General features: G+C 65.0%; 18 protein-coding genes and 1 tRNA gene. 10 read left to right on the top strand and 9 right to left on the bottom strand.

What is annotated here, in order from left to right; genetic code table 11:
- Positions 1–11 precede the first annotated feature (11 nt).
- Positions 12–566, top strand: coding sequence for a flavin reductase family protein (locus OWC48_RS30345; protein WP_282523280.1), 555 nt, complete (start codon positions 12–14; stop codon positions 564–566).
- A gap of 303 nt (positions 567–869) precedes the next feature.
- Here the strand turns inward: OWC48_RS30345 and OWC48_RS30340 are convergent, their stop codons facing one another.
- The 3 genes from OWC48_RS30340 to OWC48_RS30330 all read right to left on the bottom strand — a co-directional run bounded on the left by OWC48_RS30340 (position 870) and on the right by OWC48_RS30330 (position 8,001).
- Positions 870–2,726: a sigma-54-dependent Fis family transcriptional regulator gene (locus OWC48_RS30340; RefSeq protein WP_282523279.1), complete on the bottom strand. Its 1,857-nt coding sequence runs from the start codon at positions 2,724–2,726 to the stop codon at positions 870–872.
- Positions 2,727–2,821: 95 nt separating this feature from the next.
- Positions 2,822–6,124: a carboxyl transferase domain-containing protein gene (locus tag OWC48_RS30335; RefSeq protein WP_282523278.1), complete on the bottom strand. Its 3,303-nt coding sequence runs from the start codon at positions 6,122–6,124 to the stop codon at positions 2,822–2,824.
- A 194-nt stretch (positions 6,125–6,318) separates the two neighbouring features.
- Entirely contained in the window at positions 6,319–8,001 is a 1,683-nt protein-coding gene (locus tag OWC48_RS30330) for a methyl-accepting chemotaxis protein (RefSeq protein ID WP_282523277.1), read from the bottom strand.
- Between the two features lie 298 nt (positions 8,002–8,299).
- Here OWC48_RS30330 and OWC48_RS30325 point away from each other — a divergent pair, with 298 nt between their 5' ends.
- The 3 genes from OWC48_RS30325 (at position 8,300) to OWC48_RS30315 (ending at position 9,924) form a co-directional block, all read left to right on the top strand.
- Positions 8,300–8,800: a hypothetical protein gene (locus OWC48_RS30325; RefSeq protein WP_282523276.1), complete on the top strand. Its 501-nt coding sequence runs from the start codon at positions 8,300–8,302 to the stop codon at positions 8,798–8,800.
- Positions 8,801–8,811: 11 nt separating this feature from the next.
- Positions 8,812–9,285 carry a hypothetical protein gene (locus OWC48_RS30320; protein WP_282523275.1) on the top strand — a complete coding sequence of 158 codons (474 nt, stop codon included), beginning with the start codon at positions 8,812–8,814 and terminating at the stop codon, positions 9,283–9,285.
- Between the two features lie 243 nt (positions 9,286–9,528).
- A complete protein-coding gene (locus tag OWC48_RS30315) occupies positions 9,529–9,924 on the top strand; it encodes a GFA family protein (RefSeq protein ID WP_282523274.1) in 396 nt (131 codons plus the stop codon).
- 48 nt (positions 9,925–9,972) lie between these two features.
- Here OWC48_RS30315 and OWC48_RS30310 read toward each other — a convergent pair whose 3' ends face one another.
- The 3 genes from OWC48_RS30310 to OWC48_RS30300 form a co-directional block, all read right to left on the bottom strand.
- Complete coding sequence (locus OWC48_RS30310; protein WP_282523273.1) at positions 9,973–10,902, bottom strand: GTP-binding protein; 930 nt, start codon at positions 10,900–10,902, stop codon at positions 9,973–9,975.
- A gap of 4 nt (positions 10,903–10,906) precedes the next feature.
- A complete protein-coding gene (locus OWC48_RS30305) occupies positions 10,907–12,397 on the bottom strand; it encodes an amidohydrolase family protein (RefSeq protein ID WP_282523272.1) in 1,491 nt (496 codons plus the stop codon).
- A gap of 501 nt (positions 12,398–12,898) precedes the next feature.
- A complete protein-coding gene (locus tag OWC48_RS30300) occupies positions 12,899–13,735 on the bottom strand; it encodes a hypothetical protein (RefSeq protein WP_282523271.1) in 837 nt (278 codons plus the stop codon).
- 611 nt (positions 13,736–14,346) lie between these two features.
- Here OWC48_RS30300 and OWC48_RS30295 point away from each other — a divergent pair.
- The 3 genes from OWC48_RS30295 to OWC48_RS30285 all read left to right on the top strand — a co-directional run bounded on the left by OWC48_RS30295 (position 14,347) and on the right by OWC48_RS30285 (position 15,338).
- Positions 14,347–14,643, top strand: a complete 297-nt coding sequence (locus OWC48_RS30295) for a HigA family addiction module antitoxin (protein ID WP_282523270.1) — start codon at positions 14,347–14,349, stop codon at positions 14,641–14,643.
- A 145-nt stretch (positions 14,644–14,788) separates the two neighbouring features.
- Positions 14,789–14,947: an SEC-C metal-binding domain-containing protein gene (locus tag OWC48_RS30290; protein ID WP_368860677.1), complete on the top strand. Its 159-nt coding sequence runs from the start codon at positions 14,789–14,791 to the stop codon at positions 14,945–14,947.
- Entirely contained in the window at positions 14,883–15,338 is a 456-nt protein-coding gene (locus OWC48_RS30285; protein WP_282523369.1) for a hypothetical protein, read from the top strand. Before OWC48_RS30290 ends, OWC48_RS30285 begins: the two co-directional genes overlap by 65 nt.
- Before the next feature lie 26 nt (positions 15,339–15,364).
- On the opposite strand, the gene OWC48_RS30280 is transcribed toward OWC48_RS30285, so the two are convergent.
- Both OWC48_RS30280 and OWC48_RS30275 read right to left on the bottom strand, forming a co-directional pair.
- Positions 15,365–15,439 (bottom strand) — tRNA-Glu (locus OWC48_RS30280).
- 57 nt (positions 15,440–15,496) lie between these two features.
- The gene (locus OWC48_RS30275) at positions 15,497–15,841 is read right to left on the bottom strand and encodes a hypothetical protein (protein ID WP_282523269.1); all 345 of its coding nucleotides are present in this window, start codon (positions 15,839–15,841) and stop codon (positions 15,497–15,499) included.
- Between OWC48_RS30275 and OWC48_RS30270 the strand changes: the two genes are divergently transcribed.
- The 3 genes from OWC48_RS30270 to OWC48_RS30260 all read left to right on the top strand — a co-directional run bounded on the left by OWC48_RS30270 (position 15,840) and on the right by OWC48_RS30260 (position 18,728).
- A complete protein-coding gene (locus tag OWC48_RS30270) occupies positions 15,840–16,847 on the top strand; it encodes an RluA family pseudouridine synthase (protein ID WP_282523268.1) in 1,008 nt (335 codons plus the stop codon). The genes OWC48_RS30275 and OWC48_RS30270 overlap by 2 nt on opposite strands.
- A 216-nt stretch (positions 16,848–17,063) precedes the next feature.
- Positions 17,064–17,963 carry an RNA polymerase sigma factor RpoH gene (rpoH, locus tag OWC48_RS30265; RefSeq protein WP_282523267.1) on the top strand — a complete coding sequence of 300 codons (900 nt, stop codon included), beginning with the start codon at positions 17,064–17,066 and terminating at the stop codon, positions 17,961–17,963.
- A 423-nt stretch (positions 17,964–18,386) separates the two neighbouring features.
- The gene (locus tag OWC48_RS30260; RefSeq protein WP_063985480.1) at positions 18,387–18,728 is read left to right on the top strand and encodes a hypothetical protein; all 342 of its coding nucleotides are present in this window, start codon (positions 18,387–18,389) and stop codon (positions 18,726–18,728) included.
- A 7-nt stretch (positions 18,729–18,735) separates the two neighbouring features.
- On the opposite strand, the gene OWC48_RS30255 is transcribed toward OWC48_RS30260, so the two are convergent.
- The gene (locus tag OWC48_RS30255; RefSeq protein ID WP_282523266.1) at positions 18,736–19,362 is read right to left on the bottom strand and encodes a peptidoglycan recognition family protein; all 627 of its coding nucleotides are present in this window, start codon (positions 19,360–19,362) and stop codon (positions 18,736–18,738) included.
- Positions 19,363–19,386 lie beyond the last annotated feature (24 nt).

Genomic DNA, 19,386 nt, shown 5'->3' with positions numbered 1-19,386 from the left:
GAGATTTCGGCGTGAGCGTCGACGCAAAGGATTTCAAACTGGCAATGCGCCAATGCGCCGGCGCGGTTGCGCTGGTCACGGTTGGCGCCGAACACGGCAAGCGCACCGGGTTGACGGTGACATCAGCCTGTTCGCTGTCGGACAATCCGCCGTCACTGATCGTCTGCGTCAACCGCAACGCCAGCGCACATGCCCGCATCCGCGAGGAAGGCGCCTTCGCGATCAACTTTTTGCACGAGGACCACGCCCTGCTCGCGCTCACCTTCAGCGGCCAGAAGGGCGTCAATGGCGACGACCGATTTTCGTTCGGGCAGTGGACGCGCGGGGTGACCGGCGCACCGGTGCTGACGGATGCGGTTGCCGCGTTCGACTGCGCGCTGGCGCAGGAATTCGAGACCAAGACGCATTCGATCTTCGTCGGCGAGGTGCGCGGCGTCTCGCATTCCGACGGGGCCGCGCCGCTGGTGTATCTGCGCAGCAGCTTCCACGTCCCTCACGAGATCCGCGGCACCGTTACAGTCGGCGACCTCGATTCGCGGCATCTGAGCTGGAGCGATTTTTCGTAAGAGCGCTCCAAGCGCGCTGCCCTTCCCTTCTCCCCTTGCGGGAGAAGGTGGCGCGAAGCGCCGGATGAGGGGTATCTCTCCGCGAGTCTGGAATTATAGTCGTAGGGTGGGCAAAGCGAAGCGTGCCCGCCACTCCCGTTGCAGTGTCGGATAGATGGTGGGCACGGCGCAAGTGCGCCTTTGCCCACCCTACGATATCTGTGATCGCGGAGAGAGACCCCTCACCCGTCTCGCCGCTACGCGGCGATCCACCCTCTCCCACAAGGGGAGAGGGGAAGAACGAACACTGCATGCGACTGAGCGCTACCGCGTCGTCTCGATCTTCAACTGCTTGATCTTCCGGTACAGCGTGGCGCGGCTGAGTTCCAGCGCACGCGCGGCCTCGGTGACGCGGCCGCCATGTTTGCGCAACGCTTCGACGATCGTCGCACGCTCGGCCGCTGCGAGATCTGGCTCTGCCGACCTTCCCCCGAACGGAGGCAGATCGAGATCGGCATCCATGATGACGCCGTCCTCCGCGGTGCAGCCGGCAAGCCGCAGCACGTGGCGGAGCTGGCGCATGTTGCCGGGATAGGGATAGGCCGAGAGCAACCCCCAGGCCTCGTCCGACAGGCGGCAATCCGGCGCCTCCTCGCGCGCGATCTGGCGGATGATATCGTCCCGGTCGGCGCGCTCGCGCAACGCCGGCAGTCGCACCTCCATGCCGCGCAGGCGGAAGTAGAGATCGGCGCGGAAGGCGCCCTCCTCCGCCATGCGGCCGAGGTCGCGATGGGTCGCGCTGATCAGGCGGATGTCGACCGGCACCGGTTTGAGCGCGCCGAGCGGCCAGACCTCGCGGTTTTCGAGCACGCGTAAGAGGCGGGTCTGCAGCGCGATCGGCATGTCGCCGATCTCGTCGAGGAACAGCGTGCCGCCGTCGGCCTGCACGATCAGACCCTTCGAGCCGTCCCGGCGCGCGCCGGTGAAGGCGCCGGCCTCATAGCCGAACAGCTCGGCGTCGATCAGGCTCTCCGGCATCGCCGCACAGTTCAGCGCGACATAATGGTTGCGGGCGCGGTTGCTCGCCGCGTGAATCGCGCGCGCGAACACGTCCTTGCCGACGCCGGTCTCGCCATGCAGCAGCACCGGCAGATTGTGGTCGCCGATGCTCCGCAGGCGTTTGACGCTTTTGATCAGGCCGGGATCGCGGCCTGCGAGCCGATGCAGCGAATCGAAACGATCGACCGGAACGTCACGACGCTGAGTGGACGGCCTCGCCCGCAGCGGCGGCGCGACATGTCCTTGCCCCAGCGCGCTGCCGTCGGCGCGACGCAGTTCGACGACCTCATCCGCACCACGCGCGGTATGGTGATCGAACTTGATATAGCGCGACAGATCGATGCCGGATGCGATCAAACCGTCGGTGAGGCCCAGCAGCGCGCGCGCCGAACGGCAGGCGCCGACGATGCGGCGATCGTCGTCATAGGCGAGCAGGCCGCTGCCGCCGTCATCAGGCACGGTGGCGATCCAGGCGTTGCGGAAATGGCCGCGGAAGATCGCGCCCTCCATCCGCCGCGTCGCCTCCATCGTCACCGCGAGCGCGAGCTGATGCGCGGCGCGTTCGAGATCCTCGCGGCACGAGGTGATGTTCACGGCACCGGCGAGCCGGCCGGCCTGATCGAACAACGGCGCCACGGCGCAGGAGAACATGTGCCACTGCGCGCGAAAATGCTCGTCGCGATGCACCAGGATGGGCTTCTCTTCGGCAAGCGCGGTGCCGAGCCCGTTGGTGCCCTCGAAGGTCTCGGCGAAATTCGAGCCGGTGTAGATCTTCCAGTCCAGAAACATCTTTGCGTCGGCTTCGCCCGGCAGGCGGCTGAACAGCATGGTCGCGTTCACGTCAGCGAGATTGACGCAGTAGCCGGCATCGCGGAGCACGCGGGCGAGATCGTCGAGCTCTGGCGTTGCCAACCGGATCGTCTCCTCCATGGGCTCGGCGACGTGGCGAATCTCGGCTTCGGTCAGCGTCTGCGGCGGACCCTGGCGGGCGGGGTCGAGCTTGTGGCTGATCAGGCAGCGCCGCCAGGAATCGGCAATGCGCGACGAGGCATCGACGTCGGCCACGTGATTGGCGACGGACAAGACACGGGCGACATGGTTCGAGGCCGAAAGGCTGGCCATCGCGGACGTCTCCACCCTGTATTATTGTGCAAAGTCTGGCAGCACAGGCGGGGATGTCAATCGGGAACCGGGACGCAGCTATTGCTGCACTGCGCTCACCACGTATCGATGCACGGCCGCTTCTTCTCCGTCCTCGCGGGCGGCTTCGGCACCGAGCGCACGCCCGCCATGATCCAGCGCCGCGTCTCGGCGGGGTCGATGACGTTGTCGATCTCGAACACCGAGGCGATCGAGACCGCCTTGCCGTTGGCATAGAGCTCGGCGACCTTGTTGCGATAATAGGTCTCGCGCTCCTCGGGATCGGCGATCGCCTCCATCTCCTTGCGGAAGCCGAGGCGAACATAGCCCTCCAGGCCCATGCCGCCGAATTCGCCGGTCGGCCAGGCCGCGGTGAAGAAGGAGGCGTGGAAGCCGCCGCCGATCATCGACTGCGCGCCGAGACCATAACCCTTGCGCAGCACGATGCCGAACAGCGGCACGGTAAGGCTCGCGCCTGTCACGAACATGCGCGAGACGTGGCGCACGATCGCGGTCTTCTCGGCCTCCGGGCCGACCATGAAGCCGGGCGTATCGCAGAGCGAGACGATCGGCAGATCGAAGGCGTCGCAGAGCTGAAGGAAGCGCGCGGCCTTGTCGCCGGCGTCGGCATCGATCGCGCCGCCGAGATGACGCGGATTGTTGGCGATCAGACCGAACGGCTTGCCCTCGATGCGGATCAGCGCGGTGATCATACCGACGCCGTAGTCGCGGCGCAGCTCCAGCACGGAATCCTTGTCGGCGACGAGATCGATCACGCTGCGGATGTCGTAGACCCGCAGGCGGTTCTCGGGGATCGCACGACGGAGCAGACGCTGGTCGGCCGCTTGCCACTCCGTAACCGCGCCCTGGAAATAGGACAGGTATTTTTGCGCCACCCGCGTCGCCTCCTCCTCGTCCTCGACGAGGATGTCGATCACGCCGTTCGGTGACTGGAACGTAACAGGGCCGACCTCCGCGGGGTGATAGACCCCGAGACCGCCGCCTTCGATCATCGCGGGCCCACCCATGCCGATCGAGGCGTTCCTGGTGGCGATAATGACGTCGCAGCAGCCGAGCATCGCGGCGTTGCCGGCAAAGCAATAGCCGGAGACCACGCCGATGACAGGCACGAGGCCGGAGAGCTTCGCGAACTGCACGAAGGACGGGCCGTCGAGGCCGGTCATGCCGAGCCGGTCGGTGTCGCCGGGCCGGCCGCCGCCACCTTCGGCATAGAACACCAGCGGGACGCGCCAGTCTTCCGCAAGCGTCAGCATGCGGTCGATCTTCTTGTGGTTCATGTGGCCCTGCGTGCCCGCGAGCACGGTGTAGTCATAGGCCACGACGATGCAGCGCGCCCCCTCGGCGCCGAACTTCTCGGCATTCACCGTCGCAACACCCATCACGAGGCCGTCGGCCGGTGTGCTCTTGATGAGGTCGTCGAGCTTGCGCCGGCGGCGCTGCGCCGCGATCGCGAGGCTGCCGTACTCCATGAACGAGCCGTCGTCGACGAGCTGCGCGACGTTCTCGCGCGCGGTGCGCTGGTTGGTGTTGCGGCGGCGCTCGACCGAGGCCGGGCGGTTCGCATCGAGCGTATTGGCCTGGCGCGCGATCACCTCGGCAAGATCGGGACGAATATGGTCGAGATCGACATCGGCCTCCGCCGCCGACGCATCGGCCGCGACGTCGAGCGGCTCCAGATACATGATCGGTTCGCCATGCATCAGGGTAACGCCATCGCCGGCGACGAGCTTCATGACGCGGCCGCCCTGCTCGGCCATGACCAGATGCTCCATCTTCATGGATTCGATCACGGCGAGCTGCTGGCCCGGGCGCACGATCTCGCCTTCCTTCACCTGGACGGTGACGATGGTTCCCTGCAGGGGCGCTGCGACCATCACCGCGCCTTCGGGCACGATCTGCGCGACGTGCGTCTCCGCGCCATGGCCGCTTCGCTCGGTCGCGGCAAAATAGAGCGGCTTTGCCGCGCCATCGGCCGCCTCGACCAGCTTTGCGATGTTGCGATCGATGAAATCGGTCGCAATGCGGTTGGTCCTGAAATCGGGATGTGCGAGCACTGCCTGGAGGAAGGCGATGTTGGTGACGACGCCGTCGATCCTGAACTCGCGCAAGGCGCGCGAGGCTTTTGCCACGACGTCGTGCCAGGCTTCGCCCGGCGTGTGCACGATGACCTTGGCCAGCAGGGAATCGAACGCCGCGCTGGTCTTGTAGCCGGCATAACCAAAACTATCGACGCGGACGCCGGGCCCCGACGGCGGCTCGAACACGGCGAGCACGCCGCCGGTCGGATGCGTCGCCCCCAGCTCGTCCAGCGTCTCCATGTTGACGCGGAGCTGCATGGCGTAGCCGCGCGGCCTTGGGATGGAGCCCTCTGCCAGACCAAGGGAGGCCAATGTTGCGCCGGCGGCGACCGCAAGCTGGGCCCGGACGAGGTCGAGGCCGAGCACTTCCTCCGTCACTGTGTGCTCGACCTGAAGCCGCGGATTGGCCTCGATGAAGGCAAAGCTGTCCTCGGCCGTGCCGTCGACCAGGAACTCGAAGGTGCCGAGATTGTCGTAGGACGCCGCGGTCGCAAGCTGCCTCGCAGCTTCGATGATGCGGCCGCGCAAGGCGTCGCTGAGCGACGGGCTCGGCGCCACCTCGATCAGCTTCTGGTGCCTGCGCTGGATGGTGCATTCGCGCTCCCAGAGATGGGAGATCGCGCCATGGCGGTCGCCGATGATCTGCACCTCGATGTGACGGGCCTGCCGGATCAGGCGCTCGGCATAGACGCCGTCGAAGCCGAACGCCGCCCTGGCCTCGGATTGGCAGCGCGCATGGGCTTCCGCGAGATCGGCGACATTCTCCACGACGCGCATGCCGCGGCCGCCGCCACCGGCCATCGCCTTGATCACGATCGCCGCGCCCTTGCCGAGGGATTCGAAGAATGCCGTGATCTCCTCCAGCGACGAGGGCCCGCTGGTCCCGGCGATGATCGGCACGCCGCAGCGCTTTGCCAGTTGCCGTGCCGCGACCTTGTCGCCGAACAGTTCGAGCGCGGCCGGCTTCGGCCCGACGAAGGCGATGCCCGCATCCGCGCAAGCCTTGGCGAACGCGGCGTTCTCGCTGAGGAAGCCGTAACCGGGATGCACCGCGTCGCAGCCGGCGCGCTTCGCCGCCTTCACCACCGCTTCGATATCGAGATAGGCCCGTGCGCCGCGGCCGGGGATTTCGATCGCCTCGTCGGCAACGCGCACGTGCAGCGACAGCGCGTCATCGGCCGGATGGATCGCGACCGTCGCGATGCCGGCGTCGGCCGCCGCGCGCGCGATGCGGATGGCGATCTCGCCACGGTTGGCGATCAGGAGTTTCTTGAACGACATGCGGCGTCTCCATGCCCGCGGGCCGAGGCGCGGGTCGGCAGGTTCGATGATCCTGCTTCTTCACTTTAGCCGCAGCCGTCAAGGGCGGGAAAGCCGCTCGCGGTGACCGGTCCCGCGGGCCGGAATATCAATTGCCCGCGCGCGCCGTGACGAGGCGGATAATCCGCGCCACGGCAGATCGTACGAGCACGCTGTCAGGCCGCCCGCACGCCAGCAACGAAGGTGCTGACCTCGTTCTCCAGCGATTGCAGCTTCTGCGCCAGCCGGCCGCTCGATTGCAGCACGAGGCCCGCGGCCCGGCCCGTTTCCGCCGTGGCGTCGGTGACACCCGAGATGTTCTGCGAGACCTGGTCGGTGCCGGACGCCGCCTCCTGCACGCTGTGGGCGATCGCCTGCGTCGCGGCGCCCTGCTCCTCGACCGCGGCCGCGATCGACGAGGAGATCTCGTTGACCTCCATGATGGTCTTGCGGATGCTCTCGATGTTGCCGACGACCTGGTTGGTCTCGGCCTGGATCGCGGCGATCTGCGCGCCGATCTCGTCGGTCGCCTTCGCGGTCTGGCTCGCCAGCGATTTCACTTCGCTCGCGACCACGGCAAATCCCCTGCCGGCCTCGCCGGCGCGCGCCGCCTCGATGGTGGCGTTGAGCGCGAGCAGGTTGGTCTGCGAGGCGATCTGGTTGATGAGGTCGATGACCTCGCCGATCTTGTGCGCGGCGGCGGCCAGCCCCTGCACGGTGTCGTTGGTGCGCTGACCGTCCGCGGCCGCCTTGTCGGCCACGCTTGCAGCCTGTGCCACACGCTGGCTGATCTCGGTGATCGAGGACGACAGCTGGCCGGCGGCGGACGCCACCGTCTGCACATTGCTCGACGCCTGCTGGCAGGCCGTCGCGACGAAGCTTGCGCGGTCGGTCGCCTTGTTCGCGGTCTCCGACATGCCTTGCGCGGCCTGCTGCATCGCGCGCGCCTCGGTGAAGACGTCGCGGACGACGGCCTGAACGCTCGCCTCGAACTTGCCGGCGAGATCGGCCATCGTCTTGCGTTTCTCGTCGTCGGCCCTCTGCTTCGTCTCGTGCTGCTCGGCATGCATGCGGCCCACCGCCGACGCATTGTCCTTGAACACGGCAAGCGCCTTGGCGAGCCCGCCGACCTCGTCGCTGCGGCCGGTGTAGGGCACCTCGAACGCGCTGTCGCCGGCGGCGAGGCGCTCGGTCAGCGCGGTGATTTTCGCGAGCGGCCGGGTCACGCTGCGGCCGATCAAGAAGGAGCAGGCCAGCACCAGGACCAGCACGGCCAGACAAATGTAGGCGAACGTCGTCGCATTCTGGCGAAAAACGGCATCGACGTCGTCGAGATAAATGCCGGTGCCGATGATCCATCCCCAGGGCGCAAAGCCCTTCACATAGGAGATTTTCCCGACCGGCTGCTCGAAGCCCGGCTTCGGCCAGAGATAGCCGTAGAAGCCGGCGCCCTGCTTGTTGACGACGTCAACGAAGCCCACGAACAGCGCGTTGCCGGCGGGGTCCTTCATGCCGGAGAGATCCTTGCCGTCGAGCTCGGGCTTGATCGGGTGCATGACCATCTTGGGGGCCATGTCGTTGATCCAGAAATACTCGACCTTGTCATAACGCAGGCTCTTGATCGTTGCGATCGCGGCGGCCTGCGCCTGCTCGCGCGGCAGCTTCCCCTCGCTCTCGAGCTTCTGATAGTGCGCCAGGATGCCGTAGCCGACGTCGACCATGTGCTGCGTCTTGGCCTGGCGGTCGGCGATCATCTGCGCGCGCAGGGTCGAGAGCGCGATCGGCGCCAGAGCGATCATGCCAAGGAGGCTGATGCCGACAATCAGGACCAGCTTGAAACTGATGCGGGAGAAAAACATCGGTGCTCGCAAGAAATGGAAGGGCTGATATGCCAGTTTATCCCGCGCCCCCTTAGCAAAGCTTTAAGCATTCGGGTTCCCCAAACCCCCACGAAGTTGCGTCGGTGGCCGCCGGCACGCGGCGTGCGGCTTGGCAGGCTGGCGAGGTTTGGCTGCATCCGGGATACCGGCTCTTTAGATCTAGAAAACCTCGATATCGCCGCTCCGAGCGTTGACTTGCGGTCGGCTCTGGCGGAACGATCGGCGCAGATCATCAGCGCCAGCTGTGGCGTGAGCTGCACAGAAGGCCAGAGGCTCAATGCATCAATCGACATATGGCAAGTCCCTCGACCTTCCCGCGCTGTGCGCGGCGGAGCGGCTCTTCGTCTGGGGATTTCGGGCCAAGGCACGCAGTGGAAGTGCCGTTCCGACCGCGGCCGATATCCAGCAAGTGTATGACCACTTTCGCGTGAGCGACGCCGTGCCGTCCCTGGAATCCATCATCGAGATCTTTGCGTGCACGGCGCATACGGCCATCGAAGTTCATTGCCCGACCTGTCCGAAGATGTCGGACAGCGAGCAAGGAATCTTGCGGGCGATCGCCGCGGCACAGCAGGAACGCATCGACGTCGCGCGCGAGCAGTTCGAGAGCTGGTTGCCGCCGGTCGGTGCCGATTGGGCTCTCGCGCCCGTGCGGGGGCTTGCAACGATCTTCCGCATGGCTGGGCTGATCCTGCCCGACCGACACGTTCGGTCTTTCGGCCATGACCGGACGATGGCGATGAAGAGCTGCCTGGTCGGAAGTCCCACGCTGCACTGACGGGATCGTTCATGCTCCACGATACGTGCGGTTCTGCGCCAGTCGAGAAAGCCGGCCAGCCACGGCTCTGTCCGCTCCAGGCCGCGCTTGCGGCGCGTCCCTGCGTCGAGAGCTACGATGAATTTTCCCGCGTCGCGCTGTCGCTGTTCCGATTCATCGGAGCGGCCTATGCGACCGGCGCCTCCGATTGCTGGGAAGCGGCCTATCGCTTCGCCGACGAGGCGCCGGGCATCGCCGATAGTCCGCTGCTGGTGGCGCGCGCTGCTGCGCTCGTCAGGATCCTGCGCAGCGGCCGGCCGTGCGAACTGTGCTTCATGCCGCCGTCGTGCCGGCGCCTGTCGAAGGACGAGGCGGAATTGATGCGACTGCTGGCGGTCGCGCGAAGCAAGCAGCCGGGCGAACTCGAATCCGTCGTTTGCCAGTTCGTCGGCAACGAGAACGAGATGGCGACAACGCGGGCCGTCAACGCGCTTGCCTTGTGCTGATGCTTTGATGGGTTCTAGTCGCATCTCCAGCGACCTTGCGCTATCAACATCGCCATGGAGACGCTGAGCTCGATGCCCTCCATGAAACCTCCAGACGACCCCGGCGCGACCACCGCTGGGGTCGTCGTTCTTGATGGCGCTGAACGATCGGGGCGGTCCCCCCTTGAGAAATGACCGCCGGAAGGGTCTGATGGGGGGCGGGAGATGCGGCCGAGAAGCCGGCCGAGCCGGAGGGGGAGTGAGATGGCCGCATTCCAGGGAAGCTGCCTGTGCGGCGAGGTCGCGTTCGAGGTCGAGGGTCCGTTCGATCGCTTCCTCAACTGCCATTGCTCGCGCTGCCGCAAGGCGACCGGGACCGCGCATGCCTGCGAGGTGATCGTGAAGGCAGGAGCGCTGCGATGGTTGCGCGGTGAAGCATCCGTCGTGCGCTTCGACCTGCCCAACGCGCGAAGCTTTGCGACCGCGTTCTGCGAGATTTGCGGCAGCCCGATGCCACACCTCACACGCAGCGGGCGCGAGGCGATCATCCATGCCGGCGCATTCGACGAGCGGCTGGGGATGACACCGGACCGGCATGCGCATTGGACGTCGCGCGCGGAGTGGTATGTGCACGGGGATGGGCTGCAGATGGAGGATTGAGGCGTGACCCGATTTGATGGCCACGCCTGCACGCGCTACGAACCAACGCTACCCATCGGCAACGCACGCCGCCATGATTCCGTCGAGCTCGGCCTTCGAGAGCACGCCGAGCTCGGCGATGAAGACGATCCGCGATCGCGGCACGCCTTCCGCCGGTGCATCGCCAGGGGCGAGCGTCGCGCGGCCGGCGGCGAACTGAAGCACCATCTGTCGCCCGGGTTGCTCGACGGTCTCGAACAGGCCTTTTGCGCGCGCAAGCTTTGGCGCAAGGCGGCCGATCGCCTGCTGAAGGCGCGGCAGCGACAGCGGCTGATCCGAGGTCCAGCTCAGCGTCTCGAAGCGCTCTTCTGCCGGGCGTTTCGGCCCCGGCTCGCGCGGCGCGGGCGCGCGATCGACAGCCGCGGGAAACAGCAGCGCGGACGGAATCTCGCCGTGCCTGGCATCGACCACCACGGCGGGGACGCGCTGCGCGCGGATGGCTTCGCGCATGCGAGCGCCTGCGCCCTCGTCCGCCAGATCGAGCTTGCTCAGCGCCACGATGTCGGCGACGCGCAATTGCGAGCGGTGGAGCGCATCATCCGGGGCAGCCGTCGATGCCGTCGCATCCATCACGCAGAGCACGGTTTCCAGCGGCGCCTCGCGCAGGATCACGGGGTCCATCAGGTTGCGGACGATGTCGGCGGGATCGGCGACGCCGCTGGTCTCGATGACGATGTATTCCGGCTTCGGATCGCGCCGCAGCAGCGTCGAGAGCGTGCGCAAGAGATCGCCTTCGAGCGAGCAGCAGATGCAGCCATTGGCGAGGCTGACCACGCCGTCGCTCGCACCCGCGATCAGCTCCGCGTCGATGTTGATCGCGCCGAAATCGTTGACGATTGCGGCGATCCGCCGTCCCTCCGCATTCGCCAGCAGATGGTTCACGACCGTGGTCTTGCCAGCCCCCAGAAAGCCCGTCACCAGAAGAATGGGGACCGGCATGGGATCAGCCCTCGACGACGGGACGGCGCACGGGGCGGCCGGGCCGCGCCGCTACATCGAGAATGCCGCCGGTGATCAACGGCTGACCACTGACCACGAGATGCCGCACGCCCTCGGAGGGACGGTTCATCGCCGTGAAGGTCGCGCGGTCCGAGAGCTTCTCGTAGTCGAACACGACGATGTCGGCATCGGCGTCCTTTGCGAGCCGGCCCTTGGCGCGCATCGCCGGCGTGCTCTGCGACAGGATCTCTGCGGGGATCAGCGCGCATTTGCGCACGCCTTCCAGCAGCGACACGGCCTTGCGCTCGCGCACCCATTCGCGGATGAATTTCGTGAAGCAGCCGGCCGAGCGCGGATGCGAGGTGGCATCGTCCGGCAGCGGCCAGGCATCGCCGGTGTAGGTCTTGCCGTCCGACGTCGTCCACGGCATCGCATCGGACGCGATCGCGCCGTCGGGATACAGCACTGACATGTCGAGCAGATCGCGATGATGCGCATTGTTGTCGGTATCGAGGATATGCCAGAGCACCAGCGAGGACGGCTCTTCGGCCTGCGCCTTCAGCAACTCTTCGCGGTCGCGGAAGCGGTGACCGTCGGTCACACGCTGCACGGAATCGTAACCGGTACCGTTGCGCTCGACGAACTGGGGATCGCTGAAGAAGGCCGCGGCCAGCACGGTCGAGCCGGTGCCGTAGGGATAGGCTTCGACCGTGATCGGGAGGCCCTGCGCCTGTGCCTTTTCGACCAGCACGCGGCAGCGCTCGATGTCGGTCTTGCTCGACGAGTTGAAATGGCAGATGTGCATGTGCGCGCCGGTGGCGCCGGCATAGCCGATCAGGCGGATATAGGCTTCCGCCGCACTTTCGGGGTCGACGCGCGACATGTAGGCGACGTGGGTGAAGGTCGGCACGTCCTGCCGGGCCGCAAGCTGGCAGACCGCCGTCAGCTCCTGCACGCCGGCGCCCGGCGCATAGGCGTTCAGGATGCCGATGCCGATGCCGCCCTCGTTCAGGCCGCGCGAAAGACGCTCGAGGATGCCGGCGACCTCCGCATCGCTCGCCACGTTGTCCATCCAGCGGCGATCACGCATGGCATTGCCGAACGCCTCCAGCGAGCTCTCGGCATTCGAGCCGGTCATCGCGCCGATGCGTGCAAACGCCCAGTTGGTGGCGGCGCCGTAGTTCAGCACGCGCCCCTTCCGCGCCTGGCGCTCATACCAGGAGGCGACCGGCAGCACGCCGGCCTCGAGATCGAGCGTCGTCGTTACCCCGTCGAACGCCTGCATGCGGTCGGCCGGGATCGACTGGCCATGCGCGTGCAGATCGATGAAGCCCGGCGCGACCACGAGCCCGGTCGCGTCGATCACCCGCTCGGCGCCGCCGAGGCCCGTGCCGACCGCGGCGATCTTGCCGTCCATCATCGCCACATCGCCAACGGCGTCCATTCCGCTCGCGGGATCCACCACCCGGCCGCCAGAGATCACCAAGCCGCTCATGTCAAAACTCCTCCGCGCTGAATTCGCATAGAGGCAGATTCCGGGAGGAACGACCACCTCCGTCGATGCCGACGCAGCATGCTCGCACGGAAGGTCATTTGGCAGGCCAGCCACGCACATGCGCACGCGTCTCGCGGCATGATTTGCCCGAGCTATGCTTCTCGCTTCACCCTCGGAAAGAAAGGGCGCAGGGAAGACCGGGCGCCGGCTGGCACCCACAAAACCCCCATGCTGAACAGATGCACACGCCATGCACAGGGGAGACATAAGAGCAGCCGACAAGGCCTTCCCTGCGCGATGGTTTGACGGCCTATGCCGCGCTCTCCCGGGAGCCGAGTTCCTTCTGGCCTCCCTCATCTCTACGAAACGCACGGACCGAGCCGGTTTTACGCGCGTGACGCTTCGCCAAGGCTTGACCGTAGCAACGACGGCCAGGACCACAAGACTTGATGTCTAGCCTCTTTTTCCCGTCGAGTTCACTTCTGCTTTCGGCACAGCTGACTAAGGCGCTGGATCCGCATTCTTTTGTGGCACGATCTGCTTTTCGCATGCCATGTACAGCAGCGAGAACAAGGTGAAACACATTCGGGAATAGGGTCCGCGAACAATAAAAAGGGTGAGGCCAATGATTATCCAAGGGATAGGCAAGATGATTGCGGCCGCCGCGGCAAGGCCGAAAATGTTCGAGACGAGTATGGCTTCTATGGTGAGTAACCACAGACCGATCGCGATTGCGCGTGCCGTCCGCCAGAGCGAATATTGATCAGCCATCAAGGTCAGCTGCGCGGATCCGGACTGGCCGATGTAGGATGTGAAGAAGCTCAATAGGCGCTCATATTCGGAGTCTATGCCAAATCCCCAAGCGACCTTCGCTGCCTCGAAGTCGCGGCGCAATTTGTCGGGATTCCAAAACTTAAATTCCTCGGGCTTCCAAAACATAAATGTGAAGATCTGCCGTGCGCTTGGGCTGGGCAGTTCACGGATTACGCGCCGGAAGGTTTCGTAGTCGGCTCCGCAATAAGCTTTGTGGGCTTCAATAAATGCGGCCATCCACTCGCTGTTACGGTCGAGGTGACGTGCGAATATCTTCATCTCCTCGCCGCGAAAAATGGACGCGGACAAGTCAAGTATCAAACCGACGACGAACACGGCGATCACCGCGAGAGCGCCGGCGAAGCCCGTGATGATAGGGGCAAGCGGACTGGTGGATGTCCACAAACCTTCAAGACCAGTGCGGATATTTGGCCAATATCCTAAAGCCCAAAGCATACCCAACTGACAAATAAGGAAGAAGCCACCAGTCAAACCGTAATCTGCGAACCGGCGATCGATCTGCATGGTCGTGGTCCTTGCGGCTCCGGGCAGCGCGGATCACACTGATTTTATCAAAAGCCTATGTCGCGCGATAGCGTACAGCTCTTGCCGGTTTTCCCACGGAGCATCTGATAGGGCTGAATAGCTGCTATTGGGCCCAAAGCGGGCGGCCCCGGCATGTCCGCTCTCGCGCCGTTGTTGGGGCTAAACAGACGTGGGCCGAAGGGTCTCGTTGCACGATGGTGATGGTGTGCGCTCGATGCTGGCAAGGTGCACGCCGAGGGTGCGTGTGCGCGAGATGCTGGCGCAAGATCGGGAATGCTCCCCGCGCAATCGGTCGTTAGGGTCCTTTGGAGAGCGTGAGGAACCGCCGGGACCGCGCGACCGGACCTATTGAGGATAGTTGGTGCGAGAAAATCAGTGGTGGCAGTTACAGGGAAGGCAACACGGTTCTCATAAATCCAGATTGCGGTGCCACTTCGCGCGGCCTGGGTCTACTGTTCAGCGTTGTATGGTGTCGCGGGTTGCGGGGTCGCCCCCTTGGCCTGGTGGGGTCGCTTCTTGACGGGTCGCCTTAGGCGGTTCGACCTCGGGCGGCGGGGGTTGGTTGGGGGCCAACTAAAAGGAGTTCGCAGATGGCAAAGAAGCTACCGCCAATTCATCCCGGCGAAATCCTGCGTGAGGAATTTCTCGTTCCGCTCAAACTGACGCCCTACGCGGTCGCGGCCGCCCTGAACGTGCCGCGCACCCAGATCGAGCGCATTGCGCGCGGGGAAAAGCCCGTCACGGCTGATACCGCGCTGCGGCTTGGAAAATTCTTCAAGACAGGCGCTGCGTTCTGGATGAACATTCAGACGCGCTTCGACCTGGAAACGGCTGAAGACGTGCTGGCACCGCAGATCAAGAAGATCGCGTCTTATAAAACGGCATAAAGAGTTTGATGCACTGTCGCAGCAACGGGCGAATGACTGCTGCGTCGCATCGCTGTCCGGAGATTACGCCGCTCATCACGCTGTCCGCATAGTCTCCTCACTCGGAAGAGAAGCTGTCAACGCGGTTCTGTCGCTGGAGCTCGCAATGGTGAAATCCTACAAAGTGGGACGAAACGATCCCTGCCCCTGCGGCAGCGGCAAGAAGTTCAAGAAGTGCTGTCTCGGCTCACAAAGCCTGAATGAGCCATTATCCGGATTGCGCCAAGCTAGTCCGCAAGCGCTGGAAGATGACCTGGCAGTATGATCCATTGGTAGAGCCTCACCCCGATCAGTGGCTTGCGCTGGACGAACAAGACCGGATCGATCTTGTGCTGGAGTATCATCGACGGGCCGGCATGGGCCTCCCCCGGGAGGAATTGCACGCTGTCGTTCACGCCATCGTCGAGAACCAGATTGCCGATGCCGAACTACCCGTGCGACGCACGGCGCTGCGGCTGATGTCCGAGGGGCTGGATCGTCACGATGCCGTTCATGCTATCGGCTCGGTGCTTGCCGAACATCTCAATGAGAGGATGCGCGAAATCAGATCGGGTGGAGACCTTGCCGATCTGACGCCAGATCGAGACCCGAATGAGAAGTATTTTGCCGAGCTGGAAGCTTTGACTGCGGAAGGGTGGCTTCGGTCCGCCCAATGAGCGCGTCAAGATGCTCTGGATCGAAATGGCGCTCCCTAGGGGAATCGAACCCCTGTTTCAGCCTTGAGAGGGCCGCGTCCTAACCGCTAGACGAAGGGAGCGTGAGGGCTAGCCAATAACCTCGAAATTTGTCCGCCGCAAGGACCCGAACGAGCCTTTTACGGCTCATTGGCAAATTTCAGCTTTCCGGCCGGCTTCAGTGTGTGGGCGTCGAAGGTGCGGATCTCGATGACGCCGCCCACGTCCAGCGTGACCACGAGGCGGTCGCCCGCGACCCCGGTCGAGACGATCTTGGCGCCCTTGGGCAGGGCGGCGATGACGTCGCCGGCCACGTCGGACGCCCTTCCCTCCGACTTGAAAAGGCGGTAGCCCACCGCGATCAGGACGGCGCAGATTGCCAGCGCCGTGGTCAACCCCGCGATCAGCATCATCCGCCGCACCCGCGCGAACAGCGCGGCCTGCTCGGGGCTCGGTTCGGGAACAGCGGTATCAGACGTCGTCATGGATAGCTCGGGCTCTGCGCAAAGGTTGGAAGTTGTCGTCGCCGGCGACGAGGGCTCGGCCCGGCTCGACCGCGTGCTGGCGGCGCACCTCACCGACCTGTCGCGATCGAGGCTGAAAGCCCTGATTTTGGCGGGCGCGGTGAGCCTCAAGGACGCCGCGATCCGCGACCCCGCTTATCACGTCACATCCGGCGATACGATCACAATCGACGTGCCGGAGGCGGCCCCACCCGAGCCCAAGGGCGAAGATATCGCCCTCGATATCGTGTTCGAGGACGACGACATCGTCGTCCTGAACAAGCCGAAGGGCCTCGTCGTGCACCCTGCGGCCGGCCACGAGACCGGCACGCTGGTCAATGCGCTGATCGCCCATTGCGGCGGCTCGCTCTCCGGCATCGGCGGGGTGCGCCGGCCCGGCATCGTGCACCGGCTCGACAAGGACACGACCGGACTGATGGTGGTCGCCAAGAACGACCTCGCCCATGCCTCGCTCACCGCGCAATTCGCCGACCACGGCCGAACGGGTGCGATGCGCCGCGGCTACATGGCCTTCGCCTGGGGGCTGCCGGGACGCCATCGCGGCACCGTCGATGCGCCGATCGACCGCCACCCATATGCGCGCGAGAAGATGGCGGTGCGCCAGGGCGGCCGCGAGGCGGTGACGCATTGGGAGCTTCTGGAGAGTTTTGCGGGGCGTGACGGCAAGCCGATCGCCTCCCTGCTCGCCTGCGAGCTCGAGACCGGACGCACCCACCAGATTCGCGTCCACCTCGCCCATATCGGCCACCCCCTGATGGGCGACGCCGTCTATGGCCCGCACTTCAAGACCAAGGCGAGCCACCTCGGCCCCGAGTCGCAGGCGACTCTCGCCACGCTTGGGCGGCAGGCCCTGCATGCCTATTTGCTGGTATTGGAGCACCCGCGAACCGGAGAATTACTCCACTGGGAAGCGCCGCTGCCGAAGGATTTGCTTCTCCTTCAGGGCGTCCTGAAAGCGGCGCTATGACGCAGGCCGCTTTGGAAAAGCGTTACATTACAAAAAGTTATAGCTGCCACACGGGGACGTGACGTCAGCAATCCTTCCCTTTTTGACCCCCCATGGGGTATATTGCGCTTGCGTTGGAAATGACCAACGGAACATCGCAGCTACGGCCGGCTTTAACACAGCGGTCGTCTGCCTGGCCCGCCGCTATCGGGGGCCTGAACCTTGGAGGGCTTCATCATGGCCCGTACCGCTGCTTTGCCGGTCCTCAATGGAGAATCCGGCCTTTCTCGCTACCTCGCCGAGATCCGCAAGTTCCCGATGCTGGAACCCCAGCAGGAATACATGCTCGCCAAGCGTTGGCGTGAGCATGACGATCGCGACGCGGCGCACCAACTCGTCACCAGCCATCTCCGCCTCGTGGCCAAGATCGCCATGGGCTATCGCGGCTACGGCCTGCCGATCTCCGAGGTCGTCTCGGAAGGCAATGTCGGCCTCATGCAGGCGGTGAAGCGTTTCGAACCCGAAAAGGGGTTCCGTCTCGCCACCTACGCGATGTGGTGGATCAAGGCGTCGATTCAAGAGTACATCCTGCGTTCCTGGTCGCTCGTGAAGATGGGCACCACCGCGAACCAGAAGAAGCTGTTCTTCAACCTGCGCAAGGCGAAGAGCAAGATCAACGCGCTGGACGAGGGCGATCTCCGCCCCGACCAGGTGAAGATCATTGCCAAGCGCCTCGGCGTCACCGATCAGGACGTGATCGACATGAACCGCCGCCTCGGTGGCGACGCGTCGCTCAACGCTCCGATCCGCGATGACGGCGAAGCCGGCGAGTGGCAGGACTGGCTGGTCGACAACACGCCCAACCAGGAAGCCCTGCTGGCGGAGCACGAGGAGTATGACGAACGCCGTGACGCGCTGAACGGCGCCATGGGCGTGCTCAACCCGCGCGAACGCCGCATCTTCGAGGCTCGCCGCCTCGCCGATGAGCCGATGACGCTGGAAGACCTTGCTGCCGAGTTCGGCGTGTCGCGCGAGCGCGTCCGCCAGATCGAAGTCCGCGCCTTTGAAAAGGTGCAGGCCGCGGTCAAGGGCACGATCGCACGGGCGGAACAGGCCGCGCTGGAAGCCGCGCATTAAGCGGGCTTTTCTCGCGGTAAGATATTGGCGGATCGACAAGAGACAGAAAGCCGGCGGCAACGCCGGCTTTTTTGTTTGTGGCGATGCTCTGTTTGAGAGGGACGCCATGCTTCGTCCAAGTGATGCGACGTGCGGCCCCCACGCTCGGTGTCATGCTCCGGCTCGACCGGAGCATCCAGTACGCCGCAGCGTCAATCGCGAGAGCGAGATCTCCAACGAAGGCTTCTGGAATACTGGATCGCCCGATTAAACCGGGCGATGACAGCTGTGGCTGGAGTCGGCGGAGAAGCCTGCCGTGTGCGAGACGGCCATCACATTCCCTCTCTTCGGCCGAAGGAGAACCGGGCTTGCCTTGAACCCGCGCGTCCGGTCGACCGACCCAGAATGATCGGGCCGGCGGCCTCAACCGAACGGACACCAACCGTGTCGATCATCCTGCAATCCACCGTCGGCGGCTTCTCCGCCCAGTTCATGCGCAAGCTGCCGCTGGTCGAGCAGGCGATGCGCGAGCACGGGCTCGATCCCGCGGAGTTCGTCATCTCCAAGGACTATGCCTCGACCGCGACGATCCCGCTCATGGGCCCGTTCTTCTATAATTACAGCGTGTTCTTCGGCGACGAACAATTCACCGTCACCGAGCCGAACGACATGGTGTTCCTGGATTACTTCTTCAAACGCGTGCTGGCGTCGGACGGCCCGCCGGAATTGCCACGGCGGCCGGGATTGATGCGACGGCTGTTCGGATGGATGGCGCAGCCGGTTTAGCTGCTCGTCACTCCCCCCACGTTCGCGCCAGCGTCGCGAGCCAGCAGCCTTCGCAATAGCGGGCGTCCTTGTAGTCGATCCAATTGTGCGCATAGACGTGGTCCAACGGGATGCCGTAGCGCGCGCGCAGCACCTTCACGAGGATCTTCCAGGCCGCGACCTGCGCCTCGGTCGGGCCCGCGGTGACATCCGGATAGTTGCCGGCGAACTCGACGCCGATCGAGTTGTCGCGCACCACCTGGCGATAGGTCGATCGGTTGTCGATATACTTGTTGTCGTTGCGGTTGGCGCCGTCGCCATGGGTCGGCACCATGTTCTCGGCGACCGCCCAATAGACCGTGCCGTCGGTCTCGACCCACACGGTGACGCCGCGGCGCGTCGGGTTCTTCGACTGCTCCGCCGCGCCGCCGCGCGCCGAGCCTGTCGGCCCCTCGGTCTGGTGCACGATGATGTTGCGCCAGGGATGTGCGTCGCGGACATCGCCCCATGGCGCGAGCCAGACCATTTTCAGGCCGGGAATGTCAGGCGTGCCGGAGCCGCGCGCGATCTTCGCGAGCTCGGCGTCCGTTGCGGCGGCTGGGGTGAGCAGAAGAATAGCGGCGAGAAAAGCCGCGAGCAGGCGGAGGATCATCATGCGGGTCCGAGGCGGGCCCAGATC

Source organism: Bradyrhizobium sp. Arg816, from assembly GCF_029989365.1.
GTDB lineage: Bacteria > Pseudomonadota > Alphaproteobacteria > Rhizobiales > Xanthobacteraceae > Bradyrhizobium.
This window is presented reverse-complemented; position numbering and strand designations above follow the sequence as displayed.